The 16,514-nt window shown below is 67.0% G+C and carries 13 protein-coding genes and 2 pseudogenes; 4 read left to right on the top strand and 11 right to left on the bottom strand.

The genetic code is table 11. The features are described from left to right. Positions 1-89 precede the first annotated feature (89 nt). The 9 genes and pseudogenes from AIIKEEIJ_RS30675 to AIIKEEIJ_RS30635 all read right to left on the bottom strand — a co-directional run bounded on the left by AIIKEEIJ_RS30675 (position 90) and on the right by AIIKEEIJ_RS30635 (position 9,915). Complete coding sequence (locus tag AIIKEEIJ_RS30675) at positions 90-530, bottom strand: fluoride efflux transporter FluC (protein WP_160093629.1); 441 nt, start codon at positions 528-530, stop codon at positions 90-92. A gap of 14 nt (positions 531-544) precedes the next feature. Beyond that, positions 545-1,027: a DUF6790 family protein gene (locus tag AIIKEEIJ_RS30670; RefSeq protein WP_100055164.1), complete on the bottom strand. Its 483-nt coding sequence runs from the start codon at positions 1,025-1,027 to the stop codon at positions 545-547. A 12-nt stretch (positions 1,028-1,039) separates the two neighbouring features. Next, the gene (locus tag AIIKEEIJ_RS30665) at positions 1,040-2,920 is read right to left on the bottom strand and encodes a propionyl-CoA synthetase (RefSeq protein WP_100055163.1); all 1,881 of its coding nucleotides are present in this window, start codon (positions 2,918-2,920) and stop codon (positions 1,040-1,042) included. A 192-nt stretch (positions 2,921-3,112) separates the two neighbouring features. Beyond that, positions 3,113-3,559 (bottom strand): annotated as a pseudogene (locus tag AIIKEEIJ_RS30660) (aldehyde dehydrogenase family protein); the annotation flags it as partial. Between the two features lie 152 nt (positions 3,560-3,711). Next, entirely contained in the window at positions 3,712-5,370 is a 1,659-nt protein-coding gene (locus tag AIIKEEIJ_RS30655; protein ID WP_100055161.1) for a cytochrome P450, read from the bottom strand. Between the two features lie 62 nt (positions 5,371-5,432). Further along, positions 5,433-6,710: an FAD-dependent oxidoreductase gene (locus tag AIIKEEIJ_RS30650; protein WP_100055160.1), complete on the bottom strand. Its 1,278-nt coding sequence runs from the start codon at positions 6,708-6,710 to the stop codon at positions 5,433-5,435. 15 nt (positions 6,711-6,725) lie between these two features. Continuing rightward, positions 6,726-7,790, bottom strand: a complete 1,065-nt coding sequence (locus tag AIIKEEIJ_RS30645) for an NAD(P)H-dependent amine dehydrogenase family protein (RefSeq protein ID WP_100055159.1) — start codon at positions 7,788-7,790, stop codon at positions 6,726-6,728. Between the two features lie 5 nt (positions 7,791-7,795). Then, positions 7,796-9,289 (bottom strand): APC family permease, encoded by a 1,494-nt coding sequence (locus tag AIIKEEIJ_RS30640; RefSeq protein ID WP_100055158.1) that lies wholly within the window; start codon positions 9,287-9,289, stop codon positions 7,796-7,798. A 182-nt stretch (positions 9,290-9,471) separates the two neighbouring features. Beyond that, a complete protein-coding gene (locus tag AIIKEEIJ_RS30635; RefSeq protein ID WP_100055157.1) occupies positions 9,472-9,915 on the bottom strand; it encodes a MarR family winged helix-turn-helix transcriptional regulator in 444 nt (147 codons plus the stop codon). A 74-nt stretch (positions 9,916-9,989) separates the two neighbouring features. Here AIIKEEIJ_RS30635 and AIIKEEIJ_RS30630 point away from each other — a divergent pair, with 74 nt between their 5' ends. Further along, positions 9,990-10,946, top strand: a complete 957-nt coding sequence (locus tag AIIKEEIJ_RS30630) for an alpha/beta fold hydrolase (RefSeq protein ID WP_100055156.1) — start codon at positions 9,990-9,992, stop codon at positions 10,944-10,946. Between the two features lie 31 nt (positions 10,947-10,977). On the opposite strand, the gene AIIKEEIJ_RS30625 is transcribed toward AIIKEEIJ_RS30630, so the two are convergent. After that, on the bottom strand, positions 10,978-11,574 hold the full coding sequence (locus tag AIIKEEIJ_RS30625) for a universal stress protein (RefSeq protein WP_100055155.1): 597 nt from the start codon (positions 11,572-11,574) through the stop codon (positions 10,978-10,980). 179 nt (positions 11,575-11,753) lie between these two features. Here AIIKEEIJ_RS30625 and AIIKEEIJ_RS30620 point away from each other — a divergent pair, with 179 nt between their 5' ends. Together AIIKEEIJ_RS30620 and AIIKEEIJ_RS30615 are read left to right on the top strand one after the other, a co-directional pair. Beyond that, complete coding sequence (locus tag AIIKEEIJ_RS30620) at positions 11,754-12,944, top strand: sensor histidine kinase (RefSeq protein ID WP_100055154.1); 1,191 nt, start codon at positions 11,754-11,756, stop codon at positions 12,942-12,944. Then, entirely contained in the window at positions 12,941-13,627 is a 687-nt protein-coding gene (locus AIIKEEIJ_RS30615) for a response regulator transcription factor (protein ID WP_100055153.1), read from the top strand. The genes AIIKEEIJ_RS30620 and AIIKEEIJ_RS30615 overlap by 4 nt, the downstream gene beginning before the upstream one ends. 18 nt (positions 13,628-13,645) lie before the next feature. Here AIIKEEIJ_RS30615 and AIIKEEIJ_RS30610 read toward each other — a convergent pair whose 3' ends face one another. Next, positions 13,646-14,881 (bottom strand): helix-turn-helix domain-containing protein, encoded by a 1,236-nt coding sequence (locus AIIKEEIJ_RS30610; RefSeq protein WP_100055152.1) that lies wholly within the window; start codon positions 14,879-14,881, stop codon positions 13,646-13,648. Positions 14,882-15,044: 163 nt separating this feature from the next. Between AIIKEEIJ_RS30610 and AIIKEEIJ_RS30605 the strand changes: the two are divergent. After that, positions 15,045-16,388 (top strand): annotated as a pseudogene (locus tag AIIKEEIJ_RS30605) (NAD(P)-binding domain-containing protein); the annotation flags it as partial. Positions 16,389-16,514 lie beyond the last annotated feature (126 nt).

The raw sequence follows: 16,514 nt of genomic DNA, 5'->3' as shown, positions 1-16,514 counted from the left end.
AGACAACGCACCGAACCGGCCATAGCCGCCCTCATCAGTCACGACGACATGAAATCACCTACAGCGCAAGGTCGCTCGGCGATTGCCCCTTAGCGCCGGATTTCGTCAATCTGCTCCCCGACCCCCAACACCCCGAGCACGACGCTGACCACCGCATAGGCAAACGCGGTCACCACCGCCGAAGCCCGTGCGAGATCTGTGATCTCGAGGGCGAATGCGCTGTACGTCGTCAACGCACCGCAGATGCCGGTACCGCCGAACAGTCGCACCCGCTGACGCCACCCGTCGTCGGGGCCCAGTCGCGCAAGGACTTCCAGCAGCGCGCCGAGGATGAACGCGCCCGCGATGTTGACGCCGAAGGTCGCCCACGGCCATTGCCCGTCGACCGCCGGGAAGGTCTGCTCGGCCAAGTACCGCAGGCCGGTGCCGCACAGCCCGCCGGCGAACACCCAGACGAGCGCCCGGGCGCGAAGATGCGGCGGACGCTCATCGGGGTCGACGGGCAGCTCGCCGTGCTGGTCTGCGTGCACCCGCCAAGTCTCCGCTACGTCACGACGGCATACAAGACGAACAGGTACACCGGTACCAGCACGTCGAAGACGAAGATCGGACCGGCGTTGCCCGCCTTGAAGTTCCGTCTGGTCACCATCTCCCGGACGTGCCCGACGGCGGCCCCCAGGTAGAACACCGCGAAGGCGATGATCGTGGCCAGTGTGAAGTCGTCGTCGAACCCCGACGCGATCACACCCAGGACGCCGGTCGCCAGGCTGGCCAGCCCGACCTCCCACTGCCACGGCGTCCTCGGCTGCCACCCGATCGATTCGGCGATCGGCTCGCCGAAGAACATGTGACCGCAACCGGTCATCCAGCCCTGCACGCCGATCATCCACAGCACCGAGTTCTCGAGCAGATCCCGGCCGAGATCGCCGCCTGGGGACAGCGCGTCGATCACCGTCGTGATGATCGTGCCGACCAACCCGACGAAGGGTACGACGGCTATCGCGATGCGGAGGGCGCGGTCGCTCATGTTGTGCGCCCGTCAGCCCTTGAGCTGTTCGGCCAGTGCGGTCAGCACGTCGGGGTCCTCGATGGTCGACGGGACCGTGTACTCCTCGTGGTCGGCGATCTGCCGCATCGTCTTCCGCAGGATCTTGCCCGATCGGGTCTTGGGCAGTGCCGGCACCACGGTCACGTCGCGGAAGGTCGCGACCGCACCGATCTCGTTGCGCACCTTGGCCACGAGCTCGCTGCGCAGGGTGTCGGCCTCGATCTCGACACCGGACTTCAGCACCACATACCCACTCGGTCGCTGCCCCTTGAGATCGTCGTGGATGCCGATGACCGCACATTCGGCGACCGCCGGATGCGACGCCACGACGGCCTCGATACTGCCGGTCGAGAGCCGGTGTCCGGCAACGTTGATCACGTCGTCGGAACGCCCGAGCACGAAGACGTAACCGTCGGCGTCGACGTATCCGGAGTCCCCGGTGAGGTAGTAACCGTCGAACGCTGCGAGGTAGGACTTGCGGTAACGCTCCTCGTCGCGCCACAGTCCGGCCAGGGTGCCCGGTGGCAGTGGCAGTCGGATGACGATGTTGCCCTCCTCGCCGGCGCCCACGATCTTGCCCTCGGCGTCGACGACCCCGACCCGGAAACCCGGGACCGGCACCGTGGGCGATCCGGCCTTGATCGGCATCGGTTCCAGCCCACGCAGATTCGCGGCGATCGCCCATCCGGTCTCGGTCTGCCACCAGTGGTCGACGACCGGCACCCCGAGAATCCTCGATGCCCAGGTGAACGTGTCCGGGTCGAGGCGCTCACCGGCCGCGAACAGGGTCTGCAACGACGACACGTCGTGGGCGGCCAACTCGGCGGCCTCCGGGTCGGCCTTGCGGATCGCGCGGATCGCGGTCGGCGCGGTGAACAGCGCCTTCACCCGATGATCGGCGACGACCCGCCAGAAGGCGCCGGCGTCGGGGGTCCCCACGGGCTTGCCCTCGTACATCACCGTCGTCGCCCCGACGAGCAGCGGGGCGTACACGATGTAGGAGTGCCCGACGACCCAGCCCACGTCGGATGCGGTCCACCAGACGTCACCCGCGGCGATGTCGTAGATGTTCGTCATCGACCACGTCAGGGCCACCGCGTGACCGCCGTTGTCGCGGACCACCCCCTTGGGTTTACCCGTGGTTCCGGAGGTGTAGAGGATGTAGAGCGGATCGGTCGCCGCCACCGGCACCGGCTCCGCGGGCTCGGCAACCTGCGTCACCTCGTCCCAGTCCAGCCAGCCGTCGTGATCGGCGGCGCTGCCCGCGATCTCGGGGCGATCCTTGACGATGATCGTCGCCGGGGAGGCCGACGACAGTTCGACGGCCTTGGCGACCATCGGCAGGTACTCCACGGCACGGCCCGGTTCGAGCCCACCGGAGGCGGTGACGACGGCGACCGGCTCCGCGTCGTCGATGCGGGCGGCCAGTTCCGGTGCGGCGAAGCCGCCGAACACCACCGAGTGCACGGCCCCGATCCGCGCGCAGGCCAGCATCGCGATGGCGGCCTCGGGGATCATCGGCATGTAGATCACGACGCGGTCACCCGCGCCCACGCCGTGGGCGGCGAGTGCCCCGGCGAACCGCGACACCTCGTCCAGGAGCTCGGCATAGGTGTAGCGGCGGACCTCGCCGACCATCGCCGAGTCCCAGATCAGGGCCGTCCGCTCGCCCTGGCCCGCGGCGACATGACGGTCCAGGGCGTTGTGGCAGGTGTTGAGTTCGCCGTCGGGAAACCACCGGTAGAACGGGGCGGCGGAGTCGTCGAGCGCCCGCGTCGGAGTGACCGTCCAGTCGATCGCGGACGCCGCGTCGAGCCAGAAACCCTCACGGTCCTCGGTCGCCCGTGTGAACGCCTCGTCGTATCGTCCCATCGCTGATCCGCCCTTCGCCCTGACGCCGTCGTCCTCGGGCGGCACATCATCGGATGTGCCGTGTCCCGGTTAGAGGTTAGTCATGTGACGATCGACACGACACCTGTTCCGCGGGCCGCGCGCCGACCGGTCACCGTCGTGCGGCGAGCGGGCGCAGACCCCGCTGCGTCGACGCGCGGGCCCGCGGGAAGGTCACCGCTGCACGTAGAAGACGCGCCGGTTGACGAATTCGCCGATGCCGAGCGGTCCGAGTTCCCGCCCGAAGCCGGAACGCTTGGTTCCGCCGAACGGCACGTCGGCGCCTTCGCCGGCCGAGGTGTTCACATTGGCCATACCCACCTCGAGTCGCGACGCGACCGCGATCGCCCGCTGCTCGTCGCTCGAGAAGACAGCACCCCCGAGCCCGAACGGGACGTCGTTCGCGAGAGCGACCGCCTCGTCGTCGTCGGACACCGAATAGACGACGGCGACCGGGCCGAACAGCTCCTCACGGTAAGCGCGCATGTCCGGGGTGACCCCGGTCAGGACTGCCGGGGTGAACCATCCGTGCTCGGCGAGCTCTCCACCGACGTGCAGGGTCGCACCCCTGTCGACCGCGTCGCGCACCTGGGCGAGCAGCCCCTCGGCCGCCTTCCGCGACACCCATCACCTCCCACTCCAGGCCGTCGAAGGTGTCCAGGGAGAACTTCTGAAGGACCGCGGCAGCGGACGCGAGCGTGTCGGACATGATGATTCCTCTCGGGTGGATCGAGCTGCCCGCGGGTCGCGGGCAGGTGAGATCGGATCGGTTTTCAGGACAGGACGATCGGCAGTTTTCGGTAGCGCCGGGCGAAATCGTTGTGCGCCACGGTGGGTTCCTCGGCCAACTCGATCCGCTCGTACCGTTCGGCCAGCACGGCGAAGACAGTCGTTGCCTCGGCACGCGAGATGATCTGTCCCGCACAGGAATGCGGCCCCAGACCGAACGACAGGTTGCGGCTGGCCGCAGGCGGGCGGGTGTGGTCGAAGACATCCGGGTCATCGAAGACCTCGGGGTCGCGATTGGCCGCACCGATCATGAAGCGGATGGGCGATCCGGCCTCGATGAGCACACCGCCGATCTCCACGTCCTCGGTAGGAAACCGCAGGAAAGACAGTTGTGGCGGGTCCATCCGGACCATCTCGTTGATGATCGCCGCACGTGCTGACTCGTCGTTGCGGAATGCGGTGAAAACCTCGGGCCGACGAGCGAACAGTTCGATACCCGAGGCGATCAGGTACCCGATGGCCATGTGCCCCACGGCATAGAACACCAGAATCGTGGCGATAGCCTCGCTCTCGGTGATCTCCCCGGCGCGGGCGGCGTCGAGCAACGAATCGGCCAGGCCGTCGCCCGGGTTCACCCGCTTGTCCTCGAGCATCTCGGCGACGCGCGCACTCAGATAGCCGAAAGCGACTGCAGCCCGGTCGACATCGCCGTCCGCGGGCTCCGCGCTTTGCATCAGCATCGCCTCGAACATCGCCTCCATCACGGCGTCGGCATCGTCTTCGGGTAGTTGTAGGACGCGTGCCATCGTGACGTGGGTGGGGACGACGGCGAGGTCGCGCCTGGCCTCGATCACCTGACCGGCCTCGACACCGTCGAGCAGGTCGCCGACCAGCTCACGGGTGGTCCTGACCCAGCCGTCCACCAGTTTCGGCGTGAACCACTTGTTGGTCTGCCGGCGCAACACGGTGTGATGCGGGGGATCCGAACCCAGCGCGGTGTCGCTCGCGACCGCCCAGGGCCCGGCGTCGGCCCATCCGGGTTCGACGCTCATGATGGGCAGTTTCGCGAAATGACTCACGTCGGCGTACCGGGACACCAGGTAGGTGCCGTCCTCCAGCTTGTGCACCGGATGGTCCTGTTGCAGTCGCCTATACCAGGGATAGGGGTTGTTCCTGAATTCGGGATCCGACCACGGCACGAGCTCGCGATCGATGGACGCAGCGGTCATCTCATGTCCTCCTCGTCGAGTTCGATCAGAGAGGGCTTCGGCGAACTGTTTGGCCCACTCGGCCACGGGTCCGTCCGCCGGCTGGAAGGACGCGGCATCGTGCCGGCCCGTTGCGCCGACCTGTGTCGCTCCTGCGTCTGTCACCGCACCGACGAGGATGTCGATCGCGTTGTTGTAGGTGTCGTAGGTGCTGTCGCCGAGGCCGAAGGCCCCGAACCGCAGACCCGTGAGGTCAGGCTCGGCCGCCTTCATCGCATCGAAGAAGGGCTGGGTCGTCGCCGGCAGTTCACCCTCTCCGTAGGTGGAGGTGACGAGCACGACCGTGCCGGAGGCGGCCAGATCTGCGACGTCGAAGTCCTCCATCCCCACCACGGTGGCCTCGATATCGAATTCCCCCAGGGCAGAAGCGATGTCGTCGGCGACCATCTCGGCGTTGCCGGTCTCGGTTCCGAACAGGACAGTTACGTCGGTCATGATTCTCCACACTCCATCTCGGGTGTTCGGGTGATTCTCGGGTTCACTGCAGGCCTGCCGTCTCAGCAGACCGATTCGGCCGGCACGGTGCGGGCCAACGCCAGCATCGCGTCGACCTCGCGGACCTTCTGCCGGATGCGGCCGGGCGAGGCCGAGGCGACCTCCGCCTCGTCGATCCGCATCCAGCCGTCGAAATCGACTGTCCGGTCGATCACTTCGTAAGGGATTGCCACCAGACCCGGACGGGCCGGATGGTGACCGGCATGATCGCGGCGGATTCGGGCCGCCAACGCCCGGGCACGGGCCCGCATCTCGGGAAGCGCTCCGGTGGAACTGTGCAGCCACCCGGTGCGGTACAGGCCCGGAGCAAGAAAATCCTCTCCCGGATCGGCGTCGCGGTACAGCGTCAGGTCGAGGTCGTCGTTTACGGCCGACTCGAAACCGATTGCGGTGATGACGGTGTCGCACGCGAGAGTCGTGGTGTGCACGCCGGTGCGCACCTTGACGGCCTCCGCGCGGTCGGTGCCGATCACCTCGACCGGGGTCGATCCGAAGTGGAACACCACCGTCGTGGCCGGTGCCGCCGGGCTCTCGCGTTCGACGACGTGGGCCAGGGCCGCACTCCGCGGGTCGGAGGACTCTGCCGTGGCGAGCACCCCCGCATCGGCGAGGCGGAACTCCGTCGACGCCAGGTGCGCCAGTTCACGCATCATCACCGGGTCGAACTTGGCGTCGGTGGGCGTGGAGCGCACCACCACGTCGATCCGCCGTGGGCCCTCCGATCTCAGTCTCCCGAGGGTGTCCGGGTGCAGATCGGAACCGGTGAATTCGTCGGGCTGCTTCGACAGCAGCCGGATGATGTCCATGGCGACGTTGCCGCCGCCCACCAGGACCACCCTCCGGCCCACCGTCGGCAGGTCGCCGGCGGCGGGATGGTCGTTGACGCATCGGGTGAAGCGCCCGGACCCCACGATGCCGGGCAGGTCATCGCCCGGGATGCCGAGACGGCGGTCTCCGCTGAGGCCCGTCGCGAGGACCACGACGTCGAACGCGGCTCGCAGGTCCTCGATCGACAGGTTCCGGCCGAGCTCGATGTTGCCGACGAAGCGAGTCCGATCGTCGAATACCCGCGAGAGTTGCCGGATCACGTTCTTCGTGCCCTGATGGTCGGGAGCCACGCCGTAGCGAAGGAGCCCGAACGGGGTGGGTAGCCGGTCGAAGACGGTGACCTCCACCTCCGGCCACTGCTTGCGGAGTTGCTGTGCGGTGAAACAACCCGACGGTCCCGCGCCGACCACCGCCACGCGCGGTGCCACGTCCACTTCACTCATGATGTCCATCCAAATACTCTATTGTTAGAGTTCTTCGCGCACGATGTAACGATCCGATGACCACCTGCTCAGGTGGTCGTGCAGCCGACCGTGCCGGTAGCGCAGCCTGGGCAGATCGACGACGGTCACGAATCCCGGGTCGGCGTCGAGCACGTCGGGGATACGGTTCACCAATTGGGTGCAGGTGGTGGCCATCGTCGGCGGGGTGCCGTTGGACATCACCAGATCGGGTTCGCCGTGGATCGTCCATTCGTTGACATCGCTGTCGTCGGGGCCGTACAGCCGGCCGGACATCCGGAAGACGAAGACCGGGCCCTCTTCCGTGCGGATCTCGTCGATGTCGGTGAAGCCGATGCACTTTCCCGGCGGGACGTCGATCCCCAGGGCAGCACAGTGCAGAGTCTCGTGTGCCAGTTCGGGTTCGGTGCGCGTCAGGATCTGCTTGGGCGTCAGCCCCGCTCCGGCGACCAGCGCATCGAGAGCGATCCGGCCGAATGTGGGCGGACGCACGGCTTCTCGGCACCAGGCGTCGAACTCCTCGATCGTCGCGCCGACCTGCTGCAGCTCGGCCAGTTCCGGGCCGTACTCGTCGACGTTCCACGAACTCGTCCCGGTGACCGAGTCGATGCGGTGTGCCGTGCCCATCAGCTGGGCGACCGCGTTCACCCAGAAGCTGTCCTGGAAACCCCCGCCCGTGATGGTCACGCCATGCTCCTTGGCGAGTGCATCGAGTTCCGCGGTCAGTTCGGGCGCGGTGTTCCAGGGATAGAGCGCTTCCTCGGACAGCGTGATCACGTTGACCCCGTGCGACAGTGCGATACGGAAGTGCTCCGCGGCGTCCACGAGATAGCTGGTGATCGCGACGACCGCGATGTCGGGACTCGTCCGCGTGAACACCTCGTGCGGGTCGTCGCTGATCGACACTCCGAGTCGACGGTCGAGTCCGGTGACCTCGCCGAGGTCCTTGCCCACCTTGTCCGGACTGCGCGAGATGGCGCCTACGATCTCGACGTCCTTGTCGAGCAGATAGCGGGTGATCACGGAGTTCATCGCTCCGACGCCGTACACGACAGCTCTGATGTTCGTCATGGTCGCTACTCCCCGGTCTTCTTCGGAATCGCGTCGGCATACGGCGCGTCACTCTTTCCGTGGACCGGATGGACGGTCATGTAGAGCAGGCCGAGTACCAGGACGGTCACGCCGGACAGCAGCACGATGTAGTTGTCGTACCAAGGGGTTCCGGGGTTGCGCGGCCAGGCCATGTTGATCATCGCGACGATGCCGTAGGCGAGGGCTGCGATGTTGACGGGCAGCCCCCACTTGCCGAGCGAGTACGCCCCCGCCGGGACCCACCCCTTCAGACGTGCCCGCAGCGCGGCGAGGACGACCATCTGGAAGGCGATGTAGATACCGAGCGCAGAGAAGTTCAGGATCTTCGAGAAGGCGTCCTCGCTGAATTTCGACAGCAGCAGCACGAGGCACGGCACCGCGCCGGCGAGCAGGAGTGCGAAGGGCGGAACCGCGCGTTTGGCATCGAACTTCTTGAGATGGCGCGCACCGATGATCATGTCGTCGCGGCTGTAGGCGTAGGCGAGCCGGCTGGCGGCGGCCTGCAGGCTGATCACACAGGAGAGGAAGGAGATCAGGATGACGACCAGGATGATCTTCATGCCGAAGTCGCCGAAGGCGTCGGTCAGCAGGGTGGTCACCGGATCGGTGTCCTCGCCCGAGATGATCGCGCCGATGTCGGAGACCGACAGGATGAGCGCCAGACAGACGAATGTGGCTGCGGCACCGCCGATGTAGATGGTCCGGCGCATCGCCTTGGGGATCTGTCGTCCCGGGTTGGGCACCTCTTCGGCGACGTCACCGCACGCCTCGAAGCCGTAGTACTGGAACAGACCGATCAGTGCGGCGGCCGCGAAGCCGGAGACGTAGTTGCCCTCGGAGGCGCCGAACGAGTCGAAGAGGGCACTCAGATCGACCTGCCGGTGTGTGGCGATCAGATACACGCCGACCACGAGGGCGCCGATCAGCTCGGCGGCGAAACCGAAGACGGCCGCCGCCGAGACCACCCTGGTGCCGAGGAAGTTGATGGCGGTCGCGATGGCGACCATCACCACACCACACAGGGCGATGGTCCAGGCGGTCGCCTCGTAGCCGAAGAGCGACGCGATGAACGGCCCCGATCCGTAGGCGACCGAACCGATGGTGACGAGCAGCGCGATCAGATACACCCAGCCCGTCATCCACGCGTACTTCCGGCCCCAGAGTCGGCGTGTCCACGGATACACGCCCCCCGCGACCGGGAACTGGGCGACGACCTCGCTGAAGATCAGCGCCACCAGGAACTGCCCGAGGCCCACGATGACGAGGCTCCAGATCATCGGCGGGCCGGCCTGTGCCATCGCATAGGCGAAGACCGTGTAGATCCCGACGACGGGCGACAGGTAGGTGAAGCCGAGGGCGAAGTTCGCCCACGGACTCATCTCCCGTTTGAATTCGGACGTATAACCGAGTTCGGCCAGCATCTGGGCGTCCCGGTCCGGGACCCCCTCGTCTGTCGGATACACATTCGTCGTGGCCATGCCTGAATCTCCTGACGCCAAACGGATTTCGCCAAATACTACAAACATAGGGTTTTTTGACGCCAGGCCGGAACGCAGAATTAACAATGGTCATGTTCCGGTAACCATCGGGCGGACGGCTCCGGTTCGACCCTGAGGTGAGCGGTGTGCGGACAGGGTCAGCGGCTGCGGACCCAGGACACTCAGCGGGTCCGGACTCCCGCCACCGCAGCGGTGACCTGGTCCAGAAATGTGCGGATCGTGGTCAGTTCGTCGTCGGAGAAACCGTCGGCCACCGCGATCACCTGGTCGATCAACGGCCCGAAGAAGGTCCAGCCCATCTCCTGGGCCGCGTCGGTGACGTGCAGCGCAACCCGGCGACGATCCGAGTCGTCGCGCCTGCGGTCCACCAGACCCTTCGATTCCAGTCGATCGATGAGCGCGGTGGTCGACGCACTGTTGAGTCCGAGATGCCCCGCCAGCCACCCAGGAGAGGCGACGGCGCCGGCCCGATCCCGGTCCAGAAGAGCGATCAGGGCACGTACATCGGTGGCGTGCAACCCGTTTCGGGCGGCGAAGCCGGCCCCGAAGACATCGAGTTCGACGGTCAGCGAACGCAGCCGGTGCACCAGATCGTCGTTCGTCACGAGTTCACCGTACGCGACTTCGCTCGATGATCTAGTCTCTCGATAATCGAGATACCCCGACGGAGGTTCGTGCCATGGTCCGCCCGACACTCGACGTCTTCGCCGCCACGCCGCAGGGCATCGCGTTTTTCGACGCCTACGACGCGCTCCTCGCACGCTCGGGAGGGCATCCGATCGATGTCGAGACGGCGCACGGCATCACCCGGGTCACGATCATCGGGCCGCGCCCGGACACCCCCGACGCCGTGCCCCTCGACGCCGTGCCGCTGGTCCTTTTGCCGGGCGGCGGAGCCACGTCGATGTCGTATGTGAACGTCATGGAACACCTGGCGACCGGTCGCCACGTCATCGCCGTCGACCTCCTCGGCGACGCCGGACGGTCCCGTCCCGGCGCTGCGAGCCCACGAGCTCCCGCCGAGCTATTCGACTGGCTCGCAGCCGTTCTCGACCGGATCCCCGACGCAATCAGCAGCGCCCACATCGCCGTCCATCCCGCGGCCACCGACACGGTCGACGTCGTCGGCCACTCGTACGGCGCGATGATCGCGCTGGGCTTCGCGACCGGGCAACACGGTGCTCGCGTACGCAACCTGGCACTGCTCGACCCGACATCGTGTTTCGCAGGACTCCGTATCGCCTATCTGCAGCACGCCATCCCGACGCTCATCGCGCCCACTCCCCCGCGTCTGCGACGGTTTCTCTCGTGGGAGACACGTGGGACCGACCCGGAACCGCTGTGGACCCAGATGTATTGCGCAGGAGCCGGTTTCCCGAAGACTCGGACGATCGTACCGAAGCGGCCCCGACGGGCCGCGCTCTCTCGACTCACCGACCCATCCCGGGTCACGGCGATCCTCGCCCCGCAGAGTCGGGCACATGACACCGCCGAGGTGGCCCGTCGGATCCGCAGCACCTTGCCCACGGCGCGCGTCGTGACGCTGAGCACCGGGACCCACCACACGCTGCCGCTAGGTCCGTCGAACGAGATCGTCGACGCGCTGCTGGGCGCGATCGAGAAACCCGCCGTATGAACGGATCTCGTATGTGCCGCGCGCGAACGGTTCAGTGTGTTGCGAGACCGGGCGCGGGCCAGGACGCCGGCCAGGACACCCGCGGTTCGCTCACCTCCCGGATGGCGGTGCGTCGGCGGTGATGAACCGCACCGTCGGTGACGATCAGTTCGACGCCGCGGTCGAGCCGGGCGCCGAGCCTGCGGGGCGTCCACCCCGGCCGCGGACCGTCGGACCCGATGAACACCGCGCCGGCGCCGACGCGCGCCGCGACCCGCTGGAGCACCGGGACCGGGCTGCCGTGTTCGCTCGTCGTGGTGACCAGCCGCGCACCATGCCACTTCGCGAGCTCTGCGGCGGTCCGCAGATGCTCGCCGACCGAGGCCTGCCCGGTCAGGAGGTACGCCTCGTCCTTGAGGGCGTCGTGCAGGTCGGTGGGCGGCTCGGGGCGTCGAGACGGCCGCGTCGCACAGATCAGCACGAGCGTCCGGGAGTCGCCGACGGTACGGACGGCGAGTTTCACTGCCCGCAGGGAGGCCTCGGTGCCATTGCAGCCGACCACCACCGGGCGCGGGGGATCCAGATCCGGGAGCAGCTGATCGCCGGCGAGCTTTTGCCATCGAGAATCATGTCGGGTGAGCAGAGCCATTGTCTTGTCCTCTCGCGCCCTGTGGAGTGATCGCGGCGGATTACCGCTGCTCACAACGCTAGGAAGATCGGCCGTATCGATCGCCATCCCGGGGATTGAGGTTGCCTCCACCCGTGGGTGGAGGGCCGGATCCACCGCGAGGAGGAGGTTCTGCCCACGCGTGGAACTATGGTTGAACCGTGACGCACTTCACCGCCGGTGTCGGCTCGGGATTGCGCCGCCGAATCGAGCGGGCCGGCGGCGACTATCCCCCGCTCTACCCGGCGGTCATCCTGTCGGCCAGCGTGGTCGTGACAGTCATCTCGGTCGCCCAGCGGTACCCGTTCGACCGAATCGGCTGGCTGATCCCAGCGGTGGCGTTCGCCGTCGTCACGCTCACCCTCGACCTCACCCTGCCGCCGACGTCGTATGCGTGTTTCGGGGTCATCACCAGCACCGTCTGCTTCCTGATGATCCCCACGCCGTCCGACGCCGCCCCACTCCAGCTCGTACTGATGACGGCCATCGGCGCCGCCATGTACCCGCTGCGGGTGGGGCTCGTCGTCGGCGCCGTCTGCATCGCGGTGATCGTCGCGTTCGGTGCGGTCGGACACCTCGAAGCACCCGCGCTGTACGGGCTGGGTGTGGCCTGCGGCTGGTTGATCGGGTACATGGTCCTCATCCAGAAGCGACTGGCCGACAACCAGGCCCGTGTCCTGCGAGCTCGCGCGGATCGGGCGGCCAGCGACGAACGCCGACGCATCGCCCGCGAGATCCATGACGTGATTGCCCATTCGCTGTCCATCACGATGCTCAACGTGACCGGTGCTCGGCGCGCACTCGAGCAGGACCGTGACATCGACGAGGCGGTGGACGCCCTCGCCGATGCTGAACGTCAGGGTCGCCAGGCGATGAGCGAGATCCGTTCGATCGTGCACGTGCTGGGAGCCCAGACCGGGCAGTCGGAATCCACCTCCCCGCCGCCGACCGGCAATGACCTCGACCAACTCGTCGATGACTATCGCAAGGCCGGAGTCGACATCGACTATTCCGTTGCCGGCGACATGGACTCGCTGACCGACCCGGTCGGCGCCGCGGTCTATCGCATCGCTCAGGAGTCGTTGGCCAACGTCGTGAAGCATTCGACCGGGAAGCGGGCGCGGCTCGCGGTGACAGTCGGTGAGAGCGTCTCCATCGAGATCGACAATCCCGCTCCGTGCGGTCGTAGACCGACCTGCGACGGAACCGGAATAGACGGAATGACTCAGCGTGCCGCTCTGCTCGGCGGCACCCTCGAGACCTTCCACGCCGACGACACGTGGTCGGTGCGGGCCGCCCTGCCCGCTCGCACCACAAGCGAGGGGATTCGGTCGAAGGGGGTGAGCGTGTGACATCGCTCGGGCCGACCGACGCCGGCACCGAACAGATCCGGGTACTCCTGGTCGACGATCAGGAGCTGATCCGTACCGGGCTCCGGCGGATTCTCCGCGTCCGTGACGGTTTCGACATCGTCGGCGAATGTGCCGACGGTTCCGAGGTACTGGCCGGGATCGCCGAACATCGGCCCGACATCGTCGTCATGGATCTGCGGATGCGCAACATCGACGGCATCACCGCCACGACGATGGTGCAGTCTCTCCGCGAACCGCCACCGGTGCTGGTACTGACCACTTTCGACGACGACGTATTGCTCTCCCGGGTGCTCCGGGCAGGCGCGGCGGGCTTCATCCTGAAGGACTCCCCCGCCGAGGCGTTGATCTGGGCGGTTCGCGCCGTGGTGCGTGACGGCGCCTTCCTCGATCCCGCGGTGACCGAACGGGTGCTACAGGGCTTCCGACGGGCAGGACGCGAACAGGTGCCTGTCGCACCGGAGCTCACCGACCGCGAATCCGATGTTCTCCGGTTGATCGCACGCGGCCAGACCAACACCGAGATCGCTTCGACGCTGGGCATCTCGTCGGTGACGGTGAAAAGCCATGTGAACCATATCTTCACCAAACTCGATCTGCGGGATCGTGCTGCTGCGATCGTCTACGCCTTTGATCACGGGTTGGTCGTCGCCGAATACGACTGAACGGAAACGACTTCGACCTCAGTCGATGAGGTGCACGTCCACGCCATCAGCGAAGCGATACGGTCCGGCCGTCAACAGACCGCCGAAACGCTTGCGCAGGCGCGACATCTCGGCCCGCACCGTGACCGTGCGGTCGTCGACGCCGAAGAGGTGGGCAGACATCTGCGCCGCGGTCACGCCGCCGCGGTGTCGTGCGAGGTGGGTGAGTATCTCGCCGTGCCGCGGGGAACACTGATGTGTCCATCCGCCGCTCGCGCCCTCGACGGTGACGGCGACCTGCGCGCCGCCGGAGCCGGAGGTGACCGTCTGCAAGCTGACCCGCGTCGTTGACGGGTCCGCGGCATCGGTGACACGCACCAACCAGCCGCCCGGCAGTGCCTCCACTTGGCACTCTCCCAAAGCCGAGACGAAGAGCCGACCGGGCCCGACGCCGCGCGGCAGGAGTAGCCGCGACCTTGGGGTCAACGTGTCCACCGCAGCCACCCAGCCGTCGACATCGACCGCCATCGCCGGCCCCGGCGAGCGGGCCAGGATCGGGGCCGCCACTGCGCGCAGTGAGTCCAGACGTCGGTGATGTCGTTCGCGCAGTTGCGACTCGGCCAGCCGGGCGACCGCATGTACGAGCGCCAGGGTGGTCGGGTGGATCGTCGCGGCCGGGCCGCTGACGTCGACGACACCGAGGACGGCACCCGTCCTCGGATCCTTGATCGGTGCACCGGTACACGTCCACGAATGATGGCTCCGGACGAAGTGCTCGGCGGAGAAGACCTGGATCGGCCTGCCCGACATCAGTGCGGTACCGATGGCGTTGGTGCCCACCGAGCGTTCCGCCCAGTCGGCGCCCTCGACGAACCCCAGGTGATCGGCGCGGCTCAGGACCCTCGACGACCCGCTCCGCCACAGCACACGACCGCCGGCATCCGCGATCACGAGGATGTTGTCGCCGTCGGCGATCAACGACTCCAACCCGCGCGCCAACTCGTCGATGACCTCGACCAGCCCCGACTCCCGGCGACGCTCCTCGAGCTCGTCGAACTCCAGTGCGCGCTCAGCCATGCCGTCGGTGTCGGGGTCGAGGCCGGCCTCGCGGAGTCGTCGCCACGAGTCGTCGATCACGCTGCGCGGACGGGCGGGCATCCGCTCGCCGGACATCGCGGCGTGATGCACAGCGCTGAGCACATGGGCGAACTCACGAGGATCGTCACCGGCCTGTACAGCCGGCTCGAGGTCGGATACGGAATCGAAAGCGGTCATCGATCTCGATTGTGCGCCACATCACACGGTCCGGCAAAGCACGGGGCGCCCTCGCAACCCCGTGCAACCCTTGCCGCCCCACGCGGCCGGGGCGTCTCCTGTGGTCACCACATTGTGGTCCGCATCACCATCCGCGGACGCTCTGCACGAAGAAGGAGACCTTATGACCCAGACACTGGAGCCGACCCTCGGCATCGACAACTCCGCGCAACAGCGGATCGACACATGGCTGTCGGAGTTCGAGTCGGCACTCGCGGCGCTCGACGTCGGACGGGCGACGAGCGCTTTCCTGACCGACAGCTACTGGCGTGATCTCACGGCGTTCACCTGGAACATCAAGACGGTCGAGGGGCATGAGCAGATCGCCGACATGCTCACCGCTCGACTCGCCGAGACCCGCCCGTCCGGCTTCAGCACGACCGAACCGGCATCCGACGACGGAGACGGAGTGGTGTCGGCCTTCATCTCGTTCGAAACAGCCGTGGGACGGTGCGAGGGCCACCTTCGACTCCGACCCGATGCCGCCGACGGCCAGGACAAGGCCTGGACACTGCTCACGACGTTGCAGGAGCTCAAGGGCCACGAGGAGCCACGCGGCGCCGGACGCGTGCTGGGGGCGGTGCACGGCTCCGACCCGGACACCCGTTCGTGGGCGGAGAAGAAAGCCGACGAGGAGCGCGAACTCGGGCGAGGGTTACAGCCCTACGTCCTGGTCATCGGTGGTGGGCAGGGCGGCATCGCCCTCGGCGCGCGCCTCCGGCAACTCGGCGTGCCGTCGATCGTCGTCGACCGCCACGATCGACCGGGCGACCAGTGGCGAAAGCGCTACAAGTCGCTGTGCCTTCACGACCCGGTCTGGTACGACCACCTCCCCTACCTGCCGTTCCCCGACAATTGGCCGGTGTTCGCGCCGAAGGACAAGATCGGGGACTGGCTCGAGTTCTACACCAAGGTCATGGAGGTGCCGTACTGGAGCAGAACCACCTGCCTCTCGGCGACCTACGACGACAACTCGGCCCGCTGGACCGTCGAGATCGACCGTGACGGTGAGGCGAGGACGTTGCATCCCACGCAGCTCGTCCTGGCCACGGGAATGTCCGGCAAGCCCGCCATCCCCGAGGTGCCCGGGCAGGACATCTTCGCCGGGGAACAGCATCACTCCAGCGCCCACCCCGGTCCTGACGATTACATCGGCAAGAAAGTCGTCGTCATCGGCTCCAACAACTCGGCGCACGACATCTGTAAAGCCCTCGTCGACAACGGGGTCGACGCCACGATGGTCCAGCGGTCGTCCACCCACATCGTCAGATCCGACTCACTGCGCTCCATCGCTCTCGGCGACCTGTACAGCGAGGAGGCCGTCGCCGCCGGGATGACGACGAAGAAGGCCGACCTGACGTTCGCGTCGCTCCCCTACCGGATCATGCACGAGTTCCAGGTACCGGTGTACGACCGGATTCGCGAGCAGGACAAGGATTTCTACGATCGTCTCGAGGCGGCCGGCTTCGGGGGTCGGGGAGCAGATTCTCGAAATCCGGCGCTAAGGATTTACGGCAGATAGTAGCGTACTATCTGCCGTAACTCGTGAGTCGTCCTGCCGCGATGGTCGTTCCGGAGATGGGCGACTCCGGAA

Source organism: Rhodococcus sp. YH1 (genome assembly GCF_009939605.1).
In the GTDB taxonomy this organism is placed as follows: domain Bacteria; phylum Actinomycetota; class Actinomycetes; order Mycobacteriales; family Mycobacteriaceae; genus Rhodococcus; species Rhodococcus aetherivorans.
Note: the sequence above shows the minus strand (reverse complement) of the source record. Positions and strands in the feature narration are given on the sequence as shown.